The following is a 20,554-nucleotide window of genomic DNA, read 5'->3' as shown; positions in this document are numbered from 1 at the left end:
TCCGGGTGAGGGGATGCGCGCTTTCCGGAAAGGTCTCACCCCCTCACCCTCGCTCCGCTCGACCTCTCCCCACAGGGGAGAGGTGCTTCCGTCGGGCGTTTGGATTCCCGATTATGTGCCGACCGGGCCTCGTTCCCCTTGGTTGTGTGGATTTCAGTGGCAAGAATGTCGAAGCCTGCGGCAGATACAAACTGGCTCACCTCCGCCGCCCGCAAGACGTTGGCATAGGGTGCCTTGCCGATCGCGCGCATCGCCGGCAACAAGGCAAGGCGGATGAGTGGATTCATATCCCCAACGCAGGGTGTCTTGAAGATGAACAGGCCCTCGGCTGAGAGTAACGCACGAATGCGGCGCAGCGTCCCGGGCAAAGAGGACCCGCAGTTTCCCGAGGGGATTATGTGCGCCACGTCACTTCGAAAGCTCTGACGGGATCAGAAATGCCCTTGAGCGACCGAACTCCGAGTTCGACCAGCTTGATCCGGTCCGGCACCAGGCCGCGCACCATTTCCGACACGATTATGGTCTCGGGTTCGGCGCTCTGACAAAGGCGCGCCGCCGTCTGCACTGTTGCTCCGAACAGGTCGTTGCTGTCGGCGACCGGCTCGCCGGCATCGAGGCCGATCCGAACCCGCAGCTTTTCCTTGCTGGCGAGATTGAACGCATCGAAGGCTTGTTGAATGGCGCGGGTGCAGTCCACCGCTGCCGGAACTTCATCAAATGAGGCCATGATGCCGTCTCCGGTGTGCTTCACCTCTCGCCCGCCCTTGTCCTTCAGCGCACGTCTGACCAGGGCATCGTGAGCTCGCACCATCTCGACGGCCCTGAGGTCGCCCAGCCTTGCGGTCATGGCGGTGGAATCGACGATGTCGGTGAACATGATGGCGCGGAACGCCGGGTCGATGCGGACCTGTAATGGGGCAGCGGTCTGCGCAGGATCGGACACCCGGCCCAGGAAAGCCTCGACCGCCGACAGGTCTACCTCGATCACGTCCTTCGCAACGTTGCCATGCGCCTCGTCATGAACCCGCATCGCCGTCTCGATGTCCGGGGCATCGATCAGGCAGAAGCCGGTTCCCCGAGCTTCGTCAAACCAATAGGTGAGAAACCGCACCCCGTACGCTTCCTGCACCTCCAGGTCCTTGCGGTGGGCCTCGGCAATGTCGGCGGCCGTGGCACCTTTCAGGTTGTGTCGGTCCAGGAATATTGGCATCGCCGGCTCCCATAGTCCCGGCAAGTCTACACCATCCCGCAAGCGCCGGGGACTGCCCTCGCGCACGGCCTGCTCAGGTGGGTACGGCCATACGCGGCCCTGGTTTGTCCCTGTCTGGCCGCCAGGAGGTCCCCGTCCCAATCGAGCGCCGGAATCCCGAAGCGGCGCTCGCGTGTGCCGGTGCGACCGCGCGGGGATCCCGCCGGGACGATCTCGATTACGGTCTTCGCGCGGCGGGAAACGATGGCAGCCTGTTGCGTTCTGGCGCGGAATTCCACACAGATAGCACTTGAACCCCGTGGTTGCCGAGGCGGTACAACATGCACGATCCCATGCCGATGACGAGTTCGCGCGGGCTTATGGCGATGATCGGGCTGTGCACCGCAATCCTTGTCGTCTCGGCGCTCTATTTCGCGCGCACCGTCTTTGCCCCGATGGCATTCGCGCTGTTTACCATAGCGCTCGTGTGGCCGCTCCAGAGTTCGTTGCAATCGCGGCTTCCGAAGCTTGTGGCCCTCGCGATCAGCGTCCTTGCAACCGTCGTCATCGTGCTGGTGTTCGGATCGATCATCGTCTGGGGCTTCGGCAGAGTGGGGCGTCATCTCGTGAGCGATGCGGCCCGCTTCCAGATGCTCTATGGCCAGACGGTCGGGTGGCTGGAAGGGCACGGGATCGTTGTTGCGGGTCTTTGGGCGGAACATTTCAATGTCGGCTGGCTCGTCCGCCTGTTCCAACAACTGACGGCGAGGATCAACGCCACCTTGAGCTTTTCGCTCGTGGTCCTGATTTATATCATTCTCGGACTTCTCGAAGTCGACACCATCGCCGACAAGCTAAGGCGATTGGCCAACAAGGAGATCGGCAAGGTCTTGCTGGTCGGTGGCATCGAGACGGCTGCCAAATTTCGCCGATACATGCTCGTCAGGACGCTGATGAGCATCATGACCGGCGGCCTCGTCTGGGGCTTCGCCTATCTGGCCGATCTTCGGCTCGCGGCGGAATGGGGCGTCATCGCGTTCGCGCTCAATTATATTCCGTTCATCGGTCCGCTCGTCGCGACGGTTTTTCCGACGTTGTTTGCCATCACACAATTCGAATCCTGGCAGATGGCCGTGACCGTGTTCGCGTGCCTCAACCTGATCCAGTTCCTGGTCGGCAGCTACCTTGAGCCTCGGATCGCCGGGAGCGCGCTGTCGATGTCGCCGTTCCTGGTCTTGTTCGCGGTGTTCTTCTGGACATTCTTGTGGGGCATCGCCGGTGCCTTCATCGGCGTGCCGATCGTCATTGCGGTGCTGACACTCTGTGAGCAGCATCCGCGCAGCCGGTGGCTCGCCGATCTGCTGGGTGGGCCGGACACCAAAAAAGCGTGACCCGACAATCGACTGCGCCTGCCGATCAGGTCGTCGCGACCGTGTCGAGCGACGCGGCGGGACTGCTTCCTGCATCACCCTCGAGATCGACGCGCTGCGGTGCCAGCAATCCCATGCGCCCCTTAGGACCCACCGCCAGCGTGTGAATGTAGAAATAGGTCGCCATGTCGCCGGTTGCCTCCATGACGGGAGAGGGCGCGGAGATGATCGCAAGACCACCGCAATTGCCGATCCAATCCACGTGACGATGGCCATGCATGACCACCGTGCGGTCGGAAAACCGCTGCAAGCGGCGAACGAACCAGCTGCCGTTGATGAGGGCGGTGCCGATCCTTTCCGACAGCGCTTTGGCGGGGCGAGGATATTCGACCACATGGTGATGGAGCGCGACGATCCAGGCAGCCTGGGGAAATGCCGCGATGGCGGCCTCCATCGAGCGGGTCTGTTCCGCCGACATGAATCCAAGCGCATTGGTGAAGGAGAAATGCGCTTCCGCGTTCGAGTTCAGAACGACGATCCCCAATCCATCGCTGGTCTTGGGCGGCAGTACCATCGGGAAAACGCCGGCCCACAGATCGCCGAGGGGGCGAGAGAGACGGAATGTTCCCCGGTCGGCAAAAGCGGCCATCTCGGTCCGCCGCGGTTCGAGAGCCTGCATGAGCGTATTGTCGAGCCGGCCGGTTTCTCGATCGACGACGCGAACTCTTGATCCTTGCAGGCGTGCCAGCGCCGACATGGTGCGGATCTGCCGAAGCCGTTTCATCGGACTCGTCGGCAAGTCCAGCCGGGCCGGGTTGGCCCTGTCCATCACGTTGAGATCGTGATTTCCGGGCAGTGCCACCATCCGCTCCGACAACTCGCGATAAGGCGCGAGGGCATCGAAGAATTCCGACCATTCGGCGGAGCGGCCGGCATCGGTCATGTCGCCGGTGATCACGATCGCGTCGAGGGGATTGTCGGCGTGGATTCGCGCCAATTCGCCAAGAGTCCGCCTGAAGCGCTCGTTGCCGCGGGGACCCGATCTTCCACTCTCGATGCGAAAACCATAGCGTTCGCCCACCACATGAATGTCGGACAGGTGCGCGATGCGAAACGTCCGTTCGCCGGCCGACACTGCATGGAACGAGTGGAGGTCCTGCGGCTGCGCCATCGCCGCATCGGCGATACACCAGATGAGGGCGGCGCCGGCGAGATAGCCGGCGATCAGGACAACGCTGTTCGCTAATGCCAGCATCAAGAGTCGGGAGGGCGAGGCCAGATCCGACAAGGTGCCGATCCAGCGCGAGGCCGGCCAGGTGAGAGCAAGAATCCCGAGTGCTGCCGCGCAGACGATCAGGCCCGCTGCGACGGCCGTGCCTGCTTGAATGAACGGGCCATAGGACCGGCTGGTCGTCGTGGGAAGCAGGCGCTCGGAAAGGTGACGCATTCCCTCCCGGCAAAGAACGTAACCCGGTTGCACGGCGAGGGAATTGAGCGACCAGAAGCTGCTTTCGGCCAAGCGAAAAAACGTCCGCCCGCCGAACCAGCCGAGAGCGGCCAACAGCGCGAGGAACAACGCCGGTCCGATCCCGGTGAGCAGCAGCGACGCGCTCGAGGACATGGTTCCGAGCCAGGCGGACGCGAGCAGCGGCGCCATTCCGAGCGTGAGGCAGGGCAGGGCGATGAGCAGCGTCCACGCCAGGACCAGCTTGGGCAGACTGATCTCGGCCAAAAGGCTGCCCGCCAGCGAGAGCATCGAGTGGCGCTTTGTGCTCGAGGCATCGTCCTCGATATCGCCTCTGCGCGGGTCGACCACAGGATCCAACATGCTTTTCGCTAACATGGGCCTTTGCGCACTTCCACCGGGGAATCGAGTGGGTCCCGAAATCCGAACGCGCGTCTGATGCGATGGCGCTTCGAAAAGCGCTTGTCCGGTATTCGGTTGCTCGAGAGAGCCGCTCAGGCTCTCGCTCCACGCCTTTTTTGGTGCGATAAGGCTTGTGCTTGCGGCGGGCCTTTCACTTCAAATTGGCAACACAGCCGGCAGCAGAGACGGGGCGGGGCGCTTTGACCAAGACACGACCGATGCACAGCAGGATAATCAGACATGTGAGGCGCGGACTCATTCTGCTTGGCGTGGTCGCGCTGACGTTGCTGGCCGTGCGAGCCTATGATTCACAGCGCGGAGCGCCCCTGGAGCCCTGGCACACCTACATTCCGAGCGAGCTCAGCGCCGACGAGATCGACGCCGCCGACTGGGGGAAATACCTGAAAGCGGAGCAATCGATCTTCGATGACCTGCGCAGAGAGGTCACGCAGAAGCTGGAGCCGGAAGAGCGCGTCCCGGTCAATCGGTACTTCGATGGGAGCCCGATCTATCCGGGCAGTTTTGCTCAGGACTGGAACCGCACCTATGTGGTCGAGCCGCAGGGACCGCCAGTCGGCGCGGTCGTGTTTCTCCACGGGCTGACGGATTCGCCCTACAGCCTCCGCCATATTGCCCGACACTACCGGGAGCGCGGCTTCGTCGCGGTCGCGATCCGCTTGCCGGGTCACGGCACCGTCCCGGGCGCGCTGACGGATGTGGAGTGGGAAGACTGGATGGCGGCGACCCGCCTTGCGGTTCGCGAAGCGCGCCGCCGCACCGGGCCCTCGATGCCGCTGCATATCGTGGGCTTCTCTAACGGTGGAGCGCTGGCGATGAAATACGCTCTCGATGCCCTCGAAGACGATCAGTTGGCGAAGCCTGACAGGTTGATCCTGATCTCTCCGATGATTGGAATCACAAGCTTCGCGCGATTTGCGGGGCTGGCGGCGATGCCGGCGGTATTGCCGGCTTTTGCAAAGGCCGCATGGCTCAGTATTTTGCCGGAATTCAATCCCTTCAAGTACAACTCGTTTCCCGTCAACGGGGCACGACAGTCGCATCGCCTGACCGTCTCTCTGCAGGAGCGCATCGCTCGCGCTTCCCGCGAGGGCCGGCTCGATCGGTTGCCGCCGGTTCTCACGTTTCAGTCGGTGCTGGATTTTACGGTCAGCACCCGGGCCATCATCTCGTCTCTTTACGCGCACCTGCCGGCCAATGGCAGCGAACTGGTTCTGTTCGACCTCAACCGATCGGCGAAATTCGGTCTCCTGTTCAGCACCGCCAACGAGACGCTTGTGACCCGCCTCCTGCCCAATGCGCCGCGCCGGTTTCGCACGACGGTCATCACGAATGCGAGCAGCGACAGCAGCGAAGTGGTCGCCGTGACGACGCAGGCCGGCGCGACGACGGAGGAGGTCCAGCCGATGGGATTGGCCTATCCGTCGGACGTCTATTCCCTGTCGCATGTGGCGCTGCCCTTTCCGATGAGCGACGCTCTTTATGGTCTGAGGCCGGAGCCGGGTGAGGATTTCGGCATCACGCTCGGATCAAAAGCGGGCCGCGGCGAGCGCGGCGCCCTGATCATCGGGCTCGATTCGCTTCTGCGAATGTCGTCGAACCCCTTCTTTCCTTATGTGATCTCCCGGATCGATGCAGATATCGACGCGAGTCTCGCAGCAGCCAAACCGTCCCGATAAAGCGTGATCCGGCGAGGCTATTGCGATCACTATGGAGGCATCGCGCCCTCGGCCGCCGAGTCCACCGGGGAACGGCTCGCCGTCTCTGGCATTTTCCACGATGCGAACCGGAGACGTGGCGATGCCCAAATTGGACCGGGTGCTTGAGACTGTTCTGTACGTGGCTGAGTTGGACCGGGCCGCGGCCTTCTACGGCGATGTTCTTGGCTTGCGGGATCTCCGTGCCGATCACCGCATGCGTGCCTATGACGTCGGTGGCAAAAGCGTCCTGCTGTTGTTTCCGCAAGGCCAGTCGGTTGAGCCGGTCGAAACTCCTGGCGGATTGATTCCACCTCATGATGGGCATGGCCCGATGCACGTGGCTTTCTCGATCGGCGTCGACCAGTTGGAGGAGTGGCAACGCCATCTCGCCGATGCCGGAATCGCCATCGAAGGCCGGATGCAATGGCCACGCGGCGGCGTCAGTCTCTATTTCCGCGATCCCGACGGGCACCTGCTGGAAATCGCAACGCCCGGCTTGTGGGAAGGGTATTGAACTCTTCCCCACCGGACGACGAACAGCACGCATGACGACCCTCGCGGCGTTCTCCGCAAATCCCTACCTCTAGGTAGTGGATCATACGGGTGAGGACAAAAAGCCGCTATACACACGAAGGGGTATGGACAGACATCAAGTAAAATCCACATGATGTGCAAGTTGTGGTGCGTGGAGTATTCAGTCATGTCCAGCGTCAGAGTAAATGTTGAGCAAATTGGTTCTGTTGGAAGTACAGTTGTTTACCGCATCGATCTCAGCCAGTCCGGATTGAGCGAAATTCGATCTATCACCTTCGGGGACGATAATATTAAATCCGGAGGCACGGGCGGCGCGTCGGGGCTCGATCTCGACTTTCTGAAGCTTTCCTCCCAGTTGACGACCAGTGCGTCGAACGCAGCGGACGACACGCTCATTGTCGGCGAAAACGCGTTCGACTTCAGCGGCAACGGCGTCGTCTATCACCCCGGGTTCCTGCGGCAATGGAACGCCGGCGACGTTGAATTCTGGAACACCGATCACCTCTTCGGCACCACCGGCAATGCCTACGACTCAGCGTTCTGCACGCTTGGCGCCCGGGATGGGCAGGAAAGTGCCAGCTTCGGCGCGCTTTCGCTCGGTGAAGGCGGGCAGGTCACATTCCTCCTCAATGGAGCTGTCTCGACCGGAACTCCCGGCGCTCCGAAATACCTCTATTTCGGCGAACCGGGCGGAAACGATCTGGGCTTTGTCACCGTGTCCGACGAGGGAGCGGCGCCCGCCTTTTCCAATGGCATTTCCCAATATGGCACCCCCGGCAACGACGTGATCGCGCTCGGATCCGGTCTCAACAGCCACCTGGGCGCCGGCAACGATTTGCTCGACGGCAAGGACGGCCACGACACGCTTTTCTCCGCCGGCGGTGACGATCAGTTGTTCGGCGGAGCGGGAAACGATTTTCTCTACGGCGAAGGCGGCAATGATCGGGTATTTGGCGAGGCGGGCAACGACTGGACCTATGGCGGCGACGGCAATGATCTCGTCTATGGCGGCCTCGGCAACGATCGCCTCAACGGCGGCTTGGGTAACGACAAATTCGTCTTCAACAGCAAGCTGAACAAGAAGTTCAATGTAGACCGGATCTCGGATTACAACGTCAAGGCCGACACCTTCTATCTCGAAAACGCCATCTTCAAGGTCGGCAAGGGGAGCGCTTCGTCCCCGCGCAAGATGAACAAGGATATGTTCACGATCGGCAAACACGCGGCGGACGCTGAAGATCGCATCATCTACGACAAAGCCACCGGCGCCCTCTACTACGACTCGGATGGCACCGGCGCGAAGGCGCAGGTCAAGTTCGCGGTTGTCAGCAAGAAGTTGAAGATGACCTTTCACGATTTCTTCGTGATCTGACCGGCGCCGCGTCGGGCGGCAAATGATCGCCCGACGCCTCTGCCGGGCGAGGATTAGGTCTCGCCAATCGATGCGTGCACGACATATGCTGATCCAGCGAATGCGTCTTGCTGGAGTTTGGTCGTGATCGGTTGGCTGGTGCGTGGGTTGATGATTGCGGCGGGCGTCCTGACGGGAATCGTGTTCGCCAAGGACGCGCCGCTCTTCGGCGTGGTGCAGGTTCTCGTGACGCTGATGCTGATGGCCTTGATCGTCGCGGTGGTGGCATTCTGGCCGCGACGTTTCAGCGACCGCCTCGCGCGCTTGTTCAGGTCCCGCTGAACTTCTCGCCCGATCAACCGGTCTCAGGTCGAGGCTGGAATATTGCGCATGCCCTCGTTGGCGCTTTTGCTGTCCGGGTGGCGGTGCTGTGGCCCCCGCTTCTTCATTTCCAGCGCGCGACGGGCATTCGCTTTGTTCTCAAGACGCGCCTGGCGGCGGCGTTCCTGTTCGGCCTGGGCCGACATGCGATCATAGATCAACCAGCCGATCCCAAGCCCCACAAGACCTGCAATCACCACCGCACCCGCGGTGTAGGTGCCGATGCCGGAGCGGCGGCGGAAATGCTGTTCGACTTCGGGGGAATAATAACTATCGTGGTCTTTGGCCATGGTTCGTCCTCTCGTGAGCTCGGTAATGCGCCGCTTGCCCCATCAACGATTCTTTGCCGCTCGCGTTCCGGCCCGGTCCCTCATGACCTCGGCGAGGCCTGCGGCCGTCGTCGGTTCTCCGGCGCACCGCCGATTTGACTTCTATTCCCGTAAACCAAAGCGTAGCTTGAGCGTTGTCCGCACACAACACGGGGAGCGACATGCGTTTTGAACTGTATCGTGACGCGGGGGCCGAATGGCGCTGGCGCCTTCGGCATCAGAACGGGCAGGTGCTGGCGGAATCCGGCGAGGGTTACAAGCGCCGGGAGGATTGTGAGCACGGGATCGCGCTCGTGAAGCAGTCGACGCAGGCGGCCGTCGTCGACATGACGCTGAAGATCGCCGGGACCTGACGGCTCCAGGCGTTACATCGTGGCGCCGACCTGCCATGGAATGAACTCGGCATCGCCGTAGCCGAGTTCCTCCGACTTGGTGCGCTTGCCGGATGCGACATCCAGGATTGTCCGGAAGATTTCCGCGCCCTTTTGCTCGATCGAGACGCCATCGAGGACATCGCCGCAATTGATATCCATGTCCTCGATCATGCGACGATAGATTTCGCTGTTGGTCGCGAGCTTGATCGACGGCGTCGGTTTGCAGCCATAGGCCGAGCCGCGCCCGGTGGTAAAGCAGAGCACGTTGGCGCCGCCTGCCACTTGCCCGGTCGCGGAAACAGGATCGTAGCCGGGCGTGTCCATGAACACGAAGCCTTTTGCGGTCACCGGTTCTGCGTATTCGAACACCCCCGTCATCGTCGTGGTGCCGCCCTTCGCTGCTGCGCCGAGGGATTTCTCGAGGATCGTCGTGAGGCCGCCCGCCTTGTTGCCGGGGGAGGGGTTGTTGTTCATCTCGCCGCGGTTGCGCGCCGTATAATCTTCCCACCACGCGATTCTCTGGACGAGTTTCTCGCCGATCTCGCGGGTCGCCGCGCGCCGCGTCAACAGGTGTTCGGCGCCATAGATCTCGGGCGTTTCCGAGAGGATCGCGGTGCCGCCGTTTCGAACCAGGATATCGGCCGCCGCGCCCAATGCCGGATTTGCGGTGATGCCCGAATAGCCGTCCGATCCGCCGCATTGCAGCGCAAGCATCAGCTCCGAGGCCGGCACGGTCTCGCGCCGCGCTCGGTTGGCGGCGGGCAGCATGTCGCGAATGACGTCGAGACCGGCCGCGACCGTCTTGCGCGTGCCGCCGACATCCTGAATCGTCATCGTGCGGAAAGTGTCGCTTTCGGTGAGGCCATAGGCCTCCTTCCAGCGGCCGATCTGGAATACCTCGCAGCCCAGCCCCACCATCAGCACGCCCGCCATGTTCGGGTTGGATGCGTAACCCCATTGGGTGCGCTTGAGGATGTCGTAGCCCTCGCCCTTGTTGTCCATGGCGCAGCCGGTGCCGTGGACGAGCGGGATGACGCCGTCCACCTGCGGGTATTCATCGAGCAGGCCGGATCGTTCAACTTCCCGCGCGATGAACCGCGCGACCGTTGCCGAGCAATTCACGCTGGTGAGAATGGCCAGATAGTTTCGCGTTCCAACCTTGCCGCTGGCGCGCCTGAAACCCTCGAAGGTGGCCTGTTCGGCGACAGGCAGAATGGCTTCCGCCGCCGCAGCCTCGGCGAAGCGGTAATCGCGTGCGAAATCATGCAGAACGATGTTGTGCTCATGCAGCCACTCGCCCGGTGCCACGGCTTTTCCCGCAAAGCCGATGATCTGCCCGAACTTAAGAACGGGCTCGCCTTCCGCCAACGGGGTAATTGCCATCTTGTGACCGCGCGGAATGCGCGCGAGCGCCGTGATGCCGTCGGCCAGCGCGCCGACTTCGATAGGGTCGACGGCAACCACAAGGTTGTCCCGTTCGTGAAGGCGAACGGTTCGCGGGTGGGGGGCGGGTTTATCGAGCATGATCGACCTCTATGGCGAGCGCATTCACGCGCTCAGAGCCGGTTGCGCATCGGCGACTGCCGGCTCGAACAGATCCGGATATTTCGCCGCCATTTCCGGCAGCGAGAGCAAAATTTCGCCGAGGTGGTCCTGCATGGCCTTCACGGCCTGGGCAGGGTCGCGGGCCTTGATCGCGTCGACGATGGTGGCGTGCTGCGCGATGATCCGGTGGCGTTGCGGCCCTTGCGACATATCGAGGAAGCGGACGCGGTCCATCTGCGGCTTCACGTCCTCGATCATCTCCCAGGCGGCCGGGCGCCCGGCACTCTCGGCAAGCAGCCGATGAAACTCTTCGTCGAGAGCCAGAAATTCCGAGGTGGTTTTGGTACGCAGGGCGCGTTTCTGGCGCACGAGGCTGTCGGTCAATCCGGCCAGCATCGCGGGCGTGGCCTTCAGCGCCGCTTCGCGGACCACCGCGCATTCAACCGCCTCGCGAATGAAGCGTGCATCCTCGACTGCGGCTCGGGAAATCTTGACGACCAGGGTGCCGCGCTGGGGCAGCACGCGCACGAGGCCCGACTGGCTCAGCTTGATGAACGCCTCGCGCACCGGCGAGCGGCTCACGCCGAAGCGGTGGGCGAGGTCCTGTTCCGACAGCATCTCCCCCGGCGACAGATGCATCGACACAATCGCCTGCCGCAACGCCAGCGTCACCCGCCGCGCCATCGGCTCGTTGCTCTCTTCAAGTTTTGCAAGAGGTTCCTGAGACATTAGTGGTACGCTACCATACTAGTAGACCATTGCAAAGCAAAGTGAGTCATCCTAAGGTAAAGCGTTGGACGACAAATCGGCCGCGAGAAGCCGGGTCCGCCCTTGGGAGTAACGCCATGCTGGTCCACGAGGATCGGTTATTTCCTTCCGATCCGTCGAGCCGCGCCATTGCGCGCAATCTCTACGCATCCGTCAAGGACTTGCCGATCGTTTCGCCTCACGGTCACACCGATCCGCGCTGGTATGCGGAGAACGAGGCGTTTCCGGATCCGGCGACGCTCTTCGTCGTGCCCGACCATTACATTTCCCGCATGCTCTACAGCCAGGGGATCCGTCTCGAGGATCTTGGCATCGCGCCGAGGAATGGTGCCGCGACAGCGCCCGATCCGCGCGCCGTCTGGCGTCTGTTCGCATCCCATTATCATCTCTATCGCGGCACGCCCACGCGGCTCTGGCTCGATCACACCTTCGCGACCGTGTTCGGTTTCAGCGAGCGCTTGTCGGCGCAAAACGCTGATGCCTATTACGACCGGATCGACGCCGCGCTCCGCACACCGGAATTTCGGCCCCGCGCGCTCTTCGAACGCTTCGGCATCGAGGTGATTGCGACGACGGAGAGCCCGCTCGATCCGCTGAAACATCACGACACAATTCGGAAATCGGGCTGGAGCGGCCGCGTCATCACGGCCTATCGCCCGGACCCCGTCATCGATCCGGATTTCGAGGGATTTCGCGACAATCTGGTGCGCTTTGGCGAACTGACTGGTTGCGACACGGCATCCTGGAACGGGTATCTCGAGGCCCATCGCCAGCGCCGCGCATTCTTCCGCGATCATGGCGCGACCTCGACCGATCACGGACATCCCAGCGCGCGCACCATGGATCTCTCGAAAGCCGATGCGGAGGCCCTGTTCCGGCGCGTATCCACCGATGCGGCGAGTCCGGCCGATGCCGAATTGTTCCGCGCCCAGATGTTGACCGAGATGGCGGCCATGAGCGTCGAGGACGGGATGGTCATGCAGATCCATCCCGGTTCGTTCCGCAACCATAATGCCGACCTTTTCCGTACCTTCGGGCGCGATATGGGCGGCGATATTCCGACCCGCACTGAATACGTCAACGCCCTCAAGCCGCTGCTCGACCGCTTCGGCAACAACAGCAATCTCAGCATTATTCTCTTCACCCTCGACGAGACAGCCTATTCGCGCGAACTGGCGCCGCTCGCCGGTCACTACCCGGCTTTGAAGCTCGGTCCCGCCTGGTGGTTCTTCGACGCGCCCGAGGGCATGCGGCGCTTTCGTGAACTCACGACCGAGACGGCGGGCTTCTACAATACGGTGGGGTTCAACGACGACACCCGCGCCTACCTGTCGATTCCCGCGCGCCACGACATGGCGCGGCGCGTCGATTGCGCTTTTCTCGCCAACCTCGTGACGAGCCATCGCCTGGAAGAGGACGAGGCGCACGAGGTTGCTCACGATCTCGCCTATCGCCTCGCCAAAGAGGCCTACAAACTGTGACGACCGACGTGGTTCAATGAGGTCATGTCGCACAGAAACGGGAGGAAGACCATGAAGACACCTATTACCAGACGGACGTTCGTCGGCGGTGTGGCCGGCGCAGCAGGCGTCGCAGCTTTCGGCGGTCCCAGCTTCGCGCAGCTTGCATTGCCAAAGGAGCCGGTGACGCTCAACATCATCGACGTTGCGGGCAACCTGGCGCTGACGCAGAAGGCGATCGAGAACTATCGCAAGGCCAAGCCGAACCTCGTCTCGCGGATCACCTTCACCAAGGCGCCTGCCCCGGAACTCGCCGGCAAGATCAAGGCGCAGCAGGATGCCGGTCGCGTCGACATCGATCTCGTGCTCACCGGCACGGATGCCTTGTCCGCAGGCATCGAACAGAAGCTGTGGGTCGATCTGCTCGGCACGCACGCGGCGGCTTTGCCCAAGCTCGACGACATCTATCTGCCGGCCGCCGCGAAAATGCAGGCCCTTGCAAAAGGGCAGGGCGTGGTCGTCACCTACTATCCGTCCGGACCGCTGCTCGAATACATGCCCGAGCGCGTCAAGACTCCGCCGACGACGGCCGAGGAGCTTCTCGCCTGGACCAAGGCCAATCCGAACCGCCTGATCTATGCCCGCCCGGCAAATTCCGGCCCCGGCCGCACCTTCATCATGGGCCTTCCCTACATCCTCGGCGACAGCAACCCGCAGGATCCTGCGAAGGGATGGGACAAGACCTGGGCCTATCTGAAGGAGCTCGGCCAGAACATCGAGTATTACCCGTCGGGCACCGGCGCGGTGATGAAGGAGCTGGGCGAGGGTTCGCGCGACATGACGGTGTCGACCACCGGCTGGGACATCAACCCGCGCGTTCTCGGCGTGGTGCCGAAGGAAGCGAAGATCGGCCCGCTGAAAGGTTTCCACTGGGTCGCCGACGCGCATTACATGTGCGTACCGAAGGGCCTCTCGCCCGAGAAGCAGGCGGTGCTCCTCGATCTGATGAGCTTCCTGCTCACCAAGGAACAGCAGGCCTACACCTACGACGAGGGTTATTTCTATCCGGGCCCGGCCGTGAAGGGTGTCACCCTCGACATGGCTCCGGCGGAAAGCCAGGCGGCCATCAAGGAATTCGGTCGCCCCGAATACGAGAAGATGATCGCCGATAATCCGATCGAAGTTCCGCTCCAGCCCGACCAGATGGTGATCGCATTCCGCATGTGGGATGAGCAGGTCGGCGGCGCGAAACGTAAATAAGATCAAAGAGAATAAGGACCCGCGATGACAATCGCTCTCTCCCAGTTCGACGAAGTGCGGCTCGACCATGTGAGCCGCGATTTCGGAACGCTCAACGCGTTGCGCGATGTCAGCCTGACGATCAAGCGCGGCGAGTTCGTCGCCTTGCTCGGCCCGTCCGGCTGCGGAAAATCGACGACGCTCAATTGCATCGCGGGTCTGCTTCCTGTGACCGGTGGATCGATCTGGCTCGACAAGAGCCGCGTCGATACTCTGAAACCGGAAGAGCGCGGGTTTGGAATGGTGTTCCAGAACTACGCCCTCTTCCCTCATCTCAATGTGCGCCAGAATATCGGCTTCGGCCTGAAGATGCGCGGTACCGCGCGCGTCGAAATGGAACGCAAGATCGACGAGGCGCTCGCCCTCGTGCGGTTGCAGGGGCAGGAGCATAAGCTGCCGGGGCAGCTTTCCGGCGGGCAGCAGCAGCGTGTGGCGATTGCCCGCGCGATCGTCATCGAGCCGCCGCTGGTTCTCATGGACGAGCCGCTGTCGAATCTCGACGCGAAGCTCCGGCTGGAAATGCGCGCGGAGATCCGCCGCATCCACAACGAGCTCGGCGCCACAACCATCTACGTGACGCACGACCAGGACGAGGCGCTGTCTCTCGCCGATCGCATCGTCGTGCTGCGCGACGGCATGATCCGACAAGTTGGATCGCCGAAGGAACTCTATGAAGCGCCCGCGCATCTCGACGTGGCGGACTTCATGGGCTTTCGCAACAAGCTCAAGGGCAAGGTGATCTCCAACCACGGCGGTCATGCCGTCATCGATGTGGAGGGCGCGCAGTTTCGCGGTCTGGCGCGGGAGGACCTGCCGGTGGGAACCTCTGCGTTCGTGGCAATCCGGCCCGACGATTTGATGCTGACGGAACCCGGCGGCAACGCCCTGAAGGCGACTGTTGAGACCATCGAGTATCGCGGCCGCGAATTCGTCGGCACCGCGCGGTCGTCGCAAGGTGCGGATTTCGTGTTCCGTTCACACCATTCCGTCGAGCCGGGCGGCAGCATTCATCTGACGGTCGCCGATGAACGCGTGCTGATCTTTGCAGATCAGGCTTAAGGGGCGCAGCGCATGCATTCCACCTTCCACGCCTCCCAGCACGGTCCCACCCTGCGGCAGCGCCTCGCTGCGAACGGTTTTGACGCCGTTACCATGCTCGTGCTGCCGGCGGCGTTGTTTCTCGTTCTGCTCTTTATCTATCCGTTCGCCTTCGGCCTGGTCCTGTCGTTCGAACCGAAGAACACTGACGCCTCGTGGCTTGCCAATTACAGTCGCTTCTTCGCCGATCCGTTTCTCTATGAGACCATCGCCAAGACGCTCTGGCTCTCGGTGCCGACGACGCTCATCAATCTCTTTCTCGCGGTGCCGATAGCATTCCGCGTGCGCCTGATGCGCAACCAGCGCATCCTCACGGCGATCCTCGTTCTGCCGATCACGCTCGGCACGGTTCTGGTGGCCGAGGGATTGCTGAACTATCTCGGCCCTCAAGGTTGGCTCAACCGCACGCTGATGACGATCGGACTGATCGATCAGCCGGTGAGGCTGCTGCACAATTACTGGGGCGTTTTCATCTCGCTTCTGCTCACCGGTTTCCCGTTCACGTTCCTGCTCACGCTCTCCTACGTGACCGGCATCGATCCCGCGCTCGAACAGGCAGCCGCAACGCTGGGTGCAGGCGCATGGCAGCGCTTTCGCCACGTCTACCTGCCGCTCCTGATGCCGGGGTTCGCCATCACATTCTGCCTGTCGTTCGTTCAAGCGTTTTCGGTGTTCCCGTCGGCGGTCCTCCTCGGCGCGCCCGCCGGCCCGACGCGCGTCATCTCGATTGCGGCCTACCAGGCTGCCTTCGAGGAATATGATTACTCGATGGCCTCCGCCATCGCGATGATCATGGGTTTCGTTCAGCTTGCAATCGTCGTGGCCGTCCTGGCGTCGCGCGGATTGTTCTATCGCGGCCCTGCCAGCGGCGCGAAGGGGTAGCATCATGATCCGCGACACGACCATCGGTGCTAAACTGTGGGCGACAGCTGTCTGGGCTGTCGTCGGTTTCTTCATCCTCAACCTGTTTGCCATGATCGGTACCGTGATCACCAGCTCGTTCGGCACGCGCTGGCTCGGCACCTGGCTGCCGGCCGGATGGACCACGCGCTGGTATTCCTCCGCGTGGTCGGAGTTTCAGCTCGGCGACGTGCTGATCGTCTCCTTCCAAGTGGTGGGGCTGGTCGTCTTGATCTCGGGCGTTCTCGGCGTGACCGCGGCCTATGCGCTCGCACGCCGGGAATTTCCCGGCAAGCGGCTGGTCATGCTGCTTTTCCTGCTGCCGTTGCTGATCCCGCCGATCACCTTCGGCATTCCGCTGGCGACAGTTCTGTATCAGACCGGTCTTGCCGGTACCTTCTGGGGCGTTGTGGCGGCCAATCTCGTGCCGACGGTGCCGTTCGTCATCCTGGTGATGATCCCCTTCATCGAGCAGATCGACCCGAAGATCGAGGCCGCCGCGCGGGTGTTCGGCGCAAACACGTTCAAGCTCTTCATTCACGTGTTGCTGCCGCTGCTGCTGCCGGGAATTCTCGCGTCGCTGCTGCTCGTCCTCGTGCGCACCATTGCGATGTTCGAGTTGACCTTCCTGGTCGCCGGCCCCACCAGCCAGACGCTGGTGGTCGCACTCTATTACGCGGTGTTCGCCGCCGGTGTGCGCGCGGTCCAGTCCATCGACGCCATGGCGGTGATCTACATGGCGACCACGCTGATCTGGCTTCTGGTCGCCCTCCGCTTCGTGAATCCGGCGCAGATCGTCACCCGCGCCAAGCAACAGCCTGCACACTGAGACGCATATGAGCAGACGCTTGAACGAGGCGAGCCTTTCGCACCTCCCCGCGAATGTCGCGGTTCCCTCCTATGACCGGCGCGGCGTGCGGCCCGGGATCGTGCATCTCGGTATCGGGGCGTTCCACCGCGCCCATCAGGCGGTGTACACCGACGACGTGCTCGCGCTCGATCCTGGCTGGGGGATCGTCGCCGCGAGCCTGCGCAGTCCCGACACGCAGGACGCGCTTGAACCGCAAAACGGGCTCTACACCGTGTCGATCCGCTCGGAGGCGGGAGAGAAGCTGCGCGTCATCGGTTCGATCTCGCGGGTCATTCTCGCGCCGCAGGAGCCCGACGCGCTTCTTGCTGCCCTGATCGATCCGCATGTCCGCATTGTCACGCTGACCGTGACCGAGAAAGGCTATTGCCACGATCCGGCGACGGGGAAGCTCGACGAGACCCATCCTGACATCGTGCACGATCTGGGCCATTGGCAGAATCCGAGATCCGCACCCGGCCTGATCGTCGAAGCGCTCCGGCGCCGCCGCGTCGCAGGCACTCCGCCCTTCACGGTCCTCACCTGCGATAATCTTCCGTCCAATGGCCGCACCGTCCACCGCATCCTGACGCGCTACGCGTCGCTGGTTGATCCCGACCTCGGATCCTTCGTCGCCGACGAGGTCGCATGCCCCTCGACCATGGTGGATCGCATCGTCCCGGCAACCACCGACGAGGATCGTGCGCGGATCGAGAAGACGATCGGCTTTCGCGATGCCTGGCCGGTGGTCACCGAGCCGTTCACCCAATGGGTCATCGAGGATCGGTTCCCGCAAGGAAGACCGGCCTGGGAAAAAGCCGGCGCGGAATTCGTCAGCGACGTCGAGCCTTATGAGCAGATGAAGTTGCGGTTGCTCAACGGCAGCCATTCGACATTGGCCTATCTGGGTTTCCTCGCCGGATACGAGACAGTCTCCGACGCCATGGCGGCCCCTGCCTTCGAGCGGCTTCTCGTCGAGTTGATGGATAGGGACGTCACCCCGACGCTGCACATGCCGCGAGGGGCCGATCTTGCGCGTTACAAGAAGGCGCTGATCGAGCGGTTCAAGAATCCGGCTCTGAAGCATCGCACCGGCCAGATCGCCATGGACGGTTCGCAGAAACTGCCCCAACGCCTTCTCGGCACGATCCGTGACCGGTTGCGTGACAGCGCGCCGATCGGACGCCTCGCGCTCGGCGTTGCCGCCTGGATGCGCTATGTGACCGGCATTGATGAGCGCGGCGCCCCCATCGACGTTCGCGATCCCATGGCAGCAAGGCTTCGGGCGTTGGCCGACGATGCCCGTGGATCGCCCGAGCGGCTCGCCGAGAAGCTCTTCGGCGTCCGGGAGATCTTCGGCGACGATCTCCCGAAAGACCCGCGATTTACGCAAGCTGTAACGCGGGCGTTGGTGCAACTCTATCGAGACGGCGCGCGGCGGACAGTTGCGGAATTTCCATCCGAGTGATGAACCCTCCCGCTCGCGGCTTAAAGACGTGACGATGACGTGCGCCTGTGGGCACCCCGTCACGAACGATAAGGAACGCGGCCAGCGCTTTCTGGCGGGATGGCGGTGTCTGCGGTCGGTACCGCAACCGGGGCGGCCGATGCTGTTCTAATTTTCGCGCGGCCGAACGCCCGCCCGCCGCTGAGATGCGAGAAGAGCTTGGGCGCCACCGCGTTCAGCATCCACGCGATGACGAAAGCCGCTGCCAGCGTGAGCGCGATCGTCGCCATGTAATTGACCATGCGAGACAATTCGCCGTCCGCCGGAAACACCTGCGCCAGGCCCGCCTTGATGAACTGGTTGAGCGGCCAATGGATGGCGTGCAGGAAGAATGCCAGCGTTCCCCAGGTGGTGATCAACCGGCCAGCGGCGGTTCGCATGAGGAAGGGCGCGCATCCCCAGAACGCCGCGACCCCCAGGAGACGCAAAATTCGCGTCCCCGGTCCGAAGATAAAGTCGCCCAGCATGCTGTGTTCAGGAACATAGATCGGCGCGAGCGTGCGCAATCCGACGATCACCACGTAGGCCGCCATGGCTATCGCGGCGGTCCGCGGGGCGATGAAATCGAGGTCCCAGTCGCGCACGCGGATAAGGCCGCCGAGATAGAAGAAGAACAGGACGTCATTGCGGAAGAAGATCACCAGATTGATGCCGGCGAAGTAGATCACGCCGATGATGGCGAGCCCCAAGAAGGGCGCTCTGCGGATGAGCAATCCGAGAACTGGCGCGAAAAGCACCGTCAGGAAGAGGTCGTGCAGGAACCAGAATTGAAAATTGATCGGCCGCCGCGTCAGGCCCACGAGTGAGTTGATGAACTGGGTGATGCCGAACTTGTTCAGATCATACTCGATGAGCGACAGGAAGGACGAGTTCGGCGACGCCAGGCGGATCAGGACAAAGAGGCTGAGGATGATCGCGCACCACGAGATCATTGGCAGCAGAATGGAATAGGTGCGGCTGCGAATGCGCGTCAGGTAGAACTGCCCGCCGGGCATCCAATCCTTGAAAAACAGATAGCCCGAGATCGCGCCGAGAACCGGAACGGCGCTGTAGAACAGGAAGACGAAATACGAATTGACGAACGAGGCGATCGGCGTGGCGGGATCGAAGCTGTTCGCGCCGCTATAGGGCGAGTGCTCGGAGCCAGGGAATGTGCCGTAATGCAGGAAGACCAGGCCGATGATGAGCAGCAGCCGAAGGAAGTTGATCCTGTCCCGATGGTCGGCATCCGCCATATTCCGTTCCACGCGCAACTCCTATTTCGGCCGATTGCGATCCGGTTCGCGCCGCGTCACCGACAGGGGAGCCGCGCGGAAGGATCGCCGGGTCATTCAATATGCGTCCACGGAGAACAGCACTTCGTGGGCGGTCGCAACCAGGATCTTGAGGTCCAGCAGGATCGACGCATTCTCGATGTAGTAGATATCGAGATCGACGCGCCGCTTCATGTCGGCGTCGGTTCGCGTCTCGCCGCGCGCACCGCTCACCTGAGCCAAGCCGGTAATGCCCGGACGCACGCTGAAGCGCCGCGCATAGCGGGGCACCCGGTTCATAAAAAACTCGTCATGCGCGACCGCGTGAGGACGGGGGCCGATCAGCGACATCTCGCCGCGAAGCACGTTGATCAGTTGCGGCAGCTCATCGAGGCTCGTCCGGCGCAGAAAACGCCCGAAGGGCGTCACGCGCGGATCCCGCGGGGTCGCCTGCCGCACCTCCGGGTCGTGTGCGCTGCGGCATTCCATCGATCGAAACTTGTAGACTGGAAACGCTTTCTGCCGCGCACCATACCGGATCTGGCGGAATAGAATGGGTCCCGGGCTGGTAAATTTGATCACCGCCGCAATCACAATCATGACCGGGCAGAGAATCATGACGATAAGGAGGGCGAGCACGAAATCGAACCCGCGCTTCGTGGGAGATGCCACGTAAGAGCTGACACGCTTGAGCTGGACCCTCGGCTCGACTCTGAGCCAATCGCTGCGAACCGAGCTAGTCCTCGTCATTCCGGCGCTCCCGC

Annotated in this window: 19 protein-coding genes and 1 pseudogene; 12 read left to right on the top strand and 8 right to left on the bottom strand. The window is 62.5% G+C overall.

The genetic code is table 11. The features are described 5' to 3' along the window. Positions 1-122 precede the first annotated feature (122 nt). Both FEZ63_RS25775 and FEZ63_RS19820 read right to left on the bottom strand, forming a co-directional pair. Positions 123-368, bottom strand: a pseudogene (locus FEZ63_RS25775) (SAM-dependent methyltransferase); the annotation flags it as partial. A gap of 26 nt (positions 369-394) precedes the next feature. Next, on the bottom strand, positions 395-1,210 hold the full coding sequence (locus FEZ63_RS19820; RefSeq protein WP_150947732.1) for a nickel-binding protein: 816 nt from the start codon (positions 1,208-1,210) through the stop codon (positions 395-397). Positions 1,211-1,530: 320 nt separating this feature from the next. On the opposite strand from FEZ63_RS19820, the gene FEZ63_RS19815 reads away from it, so the two are divergent. Then, a complete protein-coding gene (locus FEZ63_RS19815) occupies positions 1,531-2,580 on the top strand; it encodes an AI-2E family transporter (RefSeq protein ID WP_244622901.1) in 1,050 nt (349 codons plus the stop codon). A 25-nt stretch (positions 2,581-2,605) separates the two neighbouring features. On the opposite strand, the gene FEZ63_RS19810 is transcribed toward FEZ63_RS19815, so the two are convergent. Beyond that, entirely contained in the window at positions 2,606-4,387 is a 1,782-nt protein-coding gene (locus FEZ63_RS19810; protein ID WP_244622900.1) for a metallophosphoesterase family protein, read from the bottom strand. 257 nt (positions 4,388-4,644) lie between these two features. Here FEZ63_RS19810 and FEZ63_RS19805 point away from each other — a divergent pair, with 257 nt between their 5' ends. The 4 genes from FEZ63_RS19805 to FEZ63_RS19790 all read left to right on the top strand — a co-directional run bounded on the left by FEZ63_RS19805 (position 4,645) and on the right by FEZ63_RS19790 (position 8,371). Beyond that, entirely contained in the window at positions 4,645-6,123 is a 1,479-nt protein-coding gene (locus FEZ63_RS19805; RefSeq protein WP_150947730.1) for an alpha/beta hydrolase, read from the top strand. A gap of 121 nt (positions 6,124-6,244) precedes the next feature. Further along, on the top strand, positions 6,245-6,658 hold the full coding sequence (locus FEZ63_RS19800; RefSeq protein WP_150947728.1) for a VOC family protein: 414 nt from the start codon (positions 6,245-6,247) through the stop codon (positions 6,656-6,658). A gap of 186 nt (positions 6,659-6,844) precedes the next feature. Further along, positions 6,845-8,050 carry a calcium-binding protein gene (locus FEZ63_RS19795; protein ID WP_162419795.1) on the top strand — a complete coding sequence of 402 codons (1,206 nt, stop codon included), beginning with the start codon at positions 6,845-6,847 and terminating at the stop codon, positions 8,048-8,050. A 123-nt stretch (positions 8,051-8,173) separates the two neighbouring features. Beyond that, positions 8,174-8,371: a hypothetical protein gene (locus FEZ63_RS19790; RefSeq protein WP_150947723.1), complete on the top strand. Its 198-nt coding sequence runs from the start codon at positions 8,174-8,176 to the stop codon at positions 8,369-8,371. 23 nt (positions 8,372-8,394) lie between these two features. Here FEZ63_RS19790 and FEZ63_RS19785 read toward each other — a convergent pair whose 3' ends face one another. After that, positions 8,395-8,700, bottom strand: a complete 306-nt coding sequence (locus FEZ63_RS19785) for a hypothetical protein (RefSeq protein WP_150947721.1) — start codon at positions 8,698-8,700, stop codon at positions 8,395-8,397. Between the two features lie 200 nt (positions 8,701-8,900). Between FEZ63_RS19785 and FEZ63_RS19780 the strand changes: the two genes are divergently transcribed. Beyond that, positions 8,901-9,092, top strand: coding sequence for a YegP family protein (locus FEZ63_RS19780; protein WP_150947719.1), 192 nt, complete (start codon positions 8,901-8,903; stop codon positions 9,090-9,092). Positions 9,093-9,104: 12 nt separating this feature from the next. On the opposite strand, the gene FEZ63_RS19775 is transcribed toward FEZ63_RS19780, so the two are convergent. Both FEZ63_RS19775 and FEZ63_RS19770 read right to left on the bottom strand, forming a co-directional pair. After that, positions 9,105-10,637 (bottom strand): UxaA family hydrolase, encoded by a 1,533-nt coding sequence (locus tag FEZ63_RS19775; RefSeq protein ID WP_150947717.1) that lies wholly within the window; start codon positions 10,635-10,637, stop codon positions 9,105-9,107. A gap of 24 nt (positions 10,638-10,661) precedes the next feature. Further along, on the bottom strand, positions 10,662-11,342 hold the full coding sequence (locus FEZ63_RS19770) for a GntR family transcriptional regulator (protein WP_244622899.1): 681 nt from the start codon (positions 11,340-11,342) through the stop codon (positions 10,662-10,664). 161 nt (positions 11,343-11,503) lie between these two features. On the opposite strand from FEZ63_RS19770, the gene uxaC reads away from it, so the two are divergent. The 6 genes from uxaC to FEZ63_RS19740 all read left to right on the top strand — a co-directional run bounded on the left by uxaC (position 11,504) and on the right by FEZ63_RS19740 (position 18,498). Continuing rightward, positions 11,504-12,907: a glucuronate isomerase gene (uxaC, locus tag FEZ63_RS19765; RefSeq protein ID WP_150947713.1), complete on the top strand. Its 1,404-nt coding sequence runs from the start codon at positions 11,504-11,506 to the stop codon at positions 12,905-12,907. Positions 12,908-12,958: 51 nt separating this feature from the next. Then, positions 12,959-14,146, top strand: coding sequence for an ABC transporter substrate-binding protein (locus FEZ63_RS19760; RefSeq protein ID WP_150947710.1), 1,188 nt, complete (start codon positions 12,959-12,961; stop codon positions 14,144-14,146). 24 nt (positions 14,147-14,170) lie between these two features. Beyond that, positions 14,171-15,244, top strand: a complete 1,074-nt coding sequence (locus tag FEZ63_RS19755; protein WP_150947708.1) for an ABC transporter ATP-binding protein — start codon at positions 14,171-14,173, stop codon at positions 15,242-15,244. A gap of 93 nt (positions 15,245-15,337) precedes the next feature. Then, the gene (locus FEZ63_RS19750) at positions 15,338-16,165 is read left to right on the top strand and encodes an ABC transporter permease (protein WP_420846307.1); all 828 of its coding nucleotides are present in this window, start codon (positions 15,338-15,340) and stop codon (positions 16,163-16,165) included. A gap of 4 nt (positions 16,166-16,169) precedes the next feature. After that, a complete protein-coding gene (locus tag FEZ63_RS19745) occupies positions 16,170-17,012 on the top strand; it encodes an ABC transporter permease (protein ID WP_150947704.1) in 843 nt (280 codons plus the stop codon). Positions 17,013-17,019: 7 nt separating this feature from the next. Next, positions 17,020-18,498, top strand: a complete 1,479-nt coding sequence (locus tag FEZ63_RS19740) for a mannitol dehydrogenase family protein (RefSeq protein WP_150947702.1) — start codon at positions 17,020-17,022, stop codon at positions 18,496-18,498. Positions 18,499-18,557: 59 nt separating this feature from the next. Here the strand turns inward: FEZ63_RS19740 and FEZ63_RS19735 are convergent, their stop codons facing one another. Together FEZ63_RS19735 and FEZ63_RS19730 are read right to left on the bottom strand one after the other, a co-directional pair. Further along, entirely contained in the window at positions 18,558-19,784 is a 1,227-nt protein-coding gene (locus FEZ63_RS19735) for an acyltransferase family protein (RefSeq protein ID WP_150947700.1), read from the bottom strand. An 84-nt stretch (positions 19,785-19,868) separates the two neighbouring features. After that, positions 19,869-20,540 (bottom strand): exopolysaccharide biosynthesis polyprenyl glycosylphosphotransferase, encoded by a 672-nt coding sequence (locus FEZ63_RS19730; protein WP_150947698.1) that lies wholly within the window; start codon positions 20,538-20,540, stop codon positions 19,869-19,871. Positions 20,541-20,554 lie beyond the last annotated feature (14 nt).

This window comes from Microvirga brassicacearum (assembly GCF_008757455.1).
In the GTDB taxonomy this organism is placed as follows: Bacteria; Pseudomonadota; Alphaproteobacteria; order Rhizobiales; family Beijerinckiaceae; genus Microvirga; species Microvirga brassicacearum.
Note: the sequence above shows the minus strand (reverse complement) of the source record. Positions and strands in the feature narration are given on the sequence as shown.

Excerpts from the sequence above, each read along its gene's own strand:
- FEZ63_RS19820 (WP_150947732.1), bottom strand. The coding sequence starts at position 1,210 with ATGCCAATATTCCTGGACCGACACAACCTGAAAGGTGCCACGGCCGCC.
- FEZ63_RS19815 (WP_244622901.1), top strand. The coding sequence starts at position 1,531 with ATGCACGATCCCATGCCGATGACGAGTTCGCGCGGGCTTATGGCGATG.
- FEZ63_RS19810 (WP_244622900.1), bottom strand. The coding sequence starts at position 4,387 with ATGTTGGATCCTGTGGTCGACCCGCGCAGAGGCGATATCGAGGACGAT.
- FEZ63_RS19805 (WP_150947730.1), top strand. The coding sequence starts at position 4,645 with ATGCACAGCAGGATAATCAGACATGTGAGGCGCGGACTCATTCTGCTT.
- FEZ63_RS19800 (WP_150947728.1), top strand. The coding sequence starts at position 6,245 with ATGCCCAAATTGGACCGGGTGCTTGAGACTGTTCTGTACGTGGCTGAG.
- FEZ63_RS19795 (WP_162419795.1), top strand. The coding sequence starts at position 6,845 with ATGTCCAGCGTCAGAGTAAATGTTGAGCAAATTGGTTCTGTTGGAAGT.
- FEZ63_RS19785 (WP_150947721.1), bottom strand. The coding sequence starts at position 8,700 with ATGGCCAAAGACCACGATAGTTATTATTCCCCCGAAGTCGAACAGCAT.
- FEZ63_RS19780 (WP_150947719.1), top strand. The coding sequence starts at position 8,901 with ATGCGTTTTGAACTGTATCGTGACGCGGGGGCCGAATGGCGCTGGCGC.
- FEZ63_RS19775 (WP_150947717.1), bottom strand. The coding sequence starts at position 10,637 with ATGCTCGATAAACCCGCCCCCCACCCGCGAACCGTTCGCCTTCACGAA.
- FEZ63_RS19770 (WP_244622899.1), bottom strand. The coding sequence starts at position 11,342 with ATGGCGCGGCGGGTGACGCTGGCGTTGCGGCAGGCGATTGTGTCGATG.
- uxaC (WP_150947713.1), top strand. The coding sequence starts at position 11,504 with ATGCTGGTCCACGAGGATCGGTTATTTCCTTCCGATCCGTCGAGCCGC.
- FEZ63_RS19760 (WP_150947710.1), top strand. The coding sequence starts at position 12,959 with ATGAAGACACCTATTACCAGACGGACGTTCGTCGGCGGTGTGGCCGGC.
- FEZ63_RS19755 (WP_150947708.1), top strand. The coding sequence starts at position 14,171 with ATGACAATCGCTCTCTCCCAGTTCGACGAAGTGCGGCTCGACCATGTG.
- FEZ63_RS19750 (WP_420846307.1), top strand. The coding sequence starts at position 15,338 with ATGCTCGTGCTGCCGGCGGCGTTGTTTCTCGTTCTGCTCTTTATCTAT.
- FEZ63_RS19745 (WP_150947704.1), top strand. The coding sequence starts at position 16,170 with ATGATCCGCGACACGACCATCGGTGCTAAACTGTGGGCGACAGCTGTC.
- FEZ63_RS19740 (WP_150947702.1), top strand. The coding sequence starts at position 17,020 with ATGAGCAGACGCTTGAACGAGGCGAGCCTTTCGCACCTCCCCGCGAAT.
- FEZ63_RS19730 (WP_150947698.1), bottom strand. The coding sequence starts at position 20,540 with ATGACGAGGACTAGCTCGGTTCGCAGCGATTGGCTCAGAGTCGAGCCG.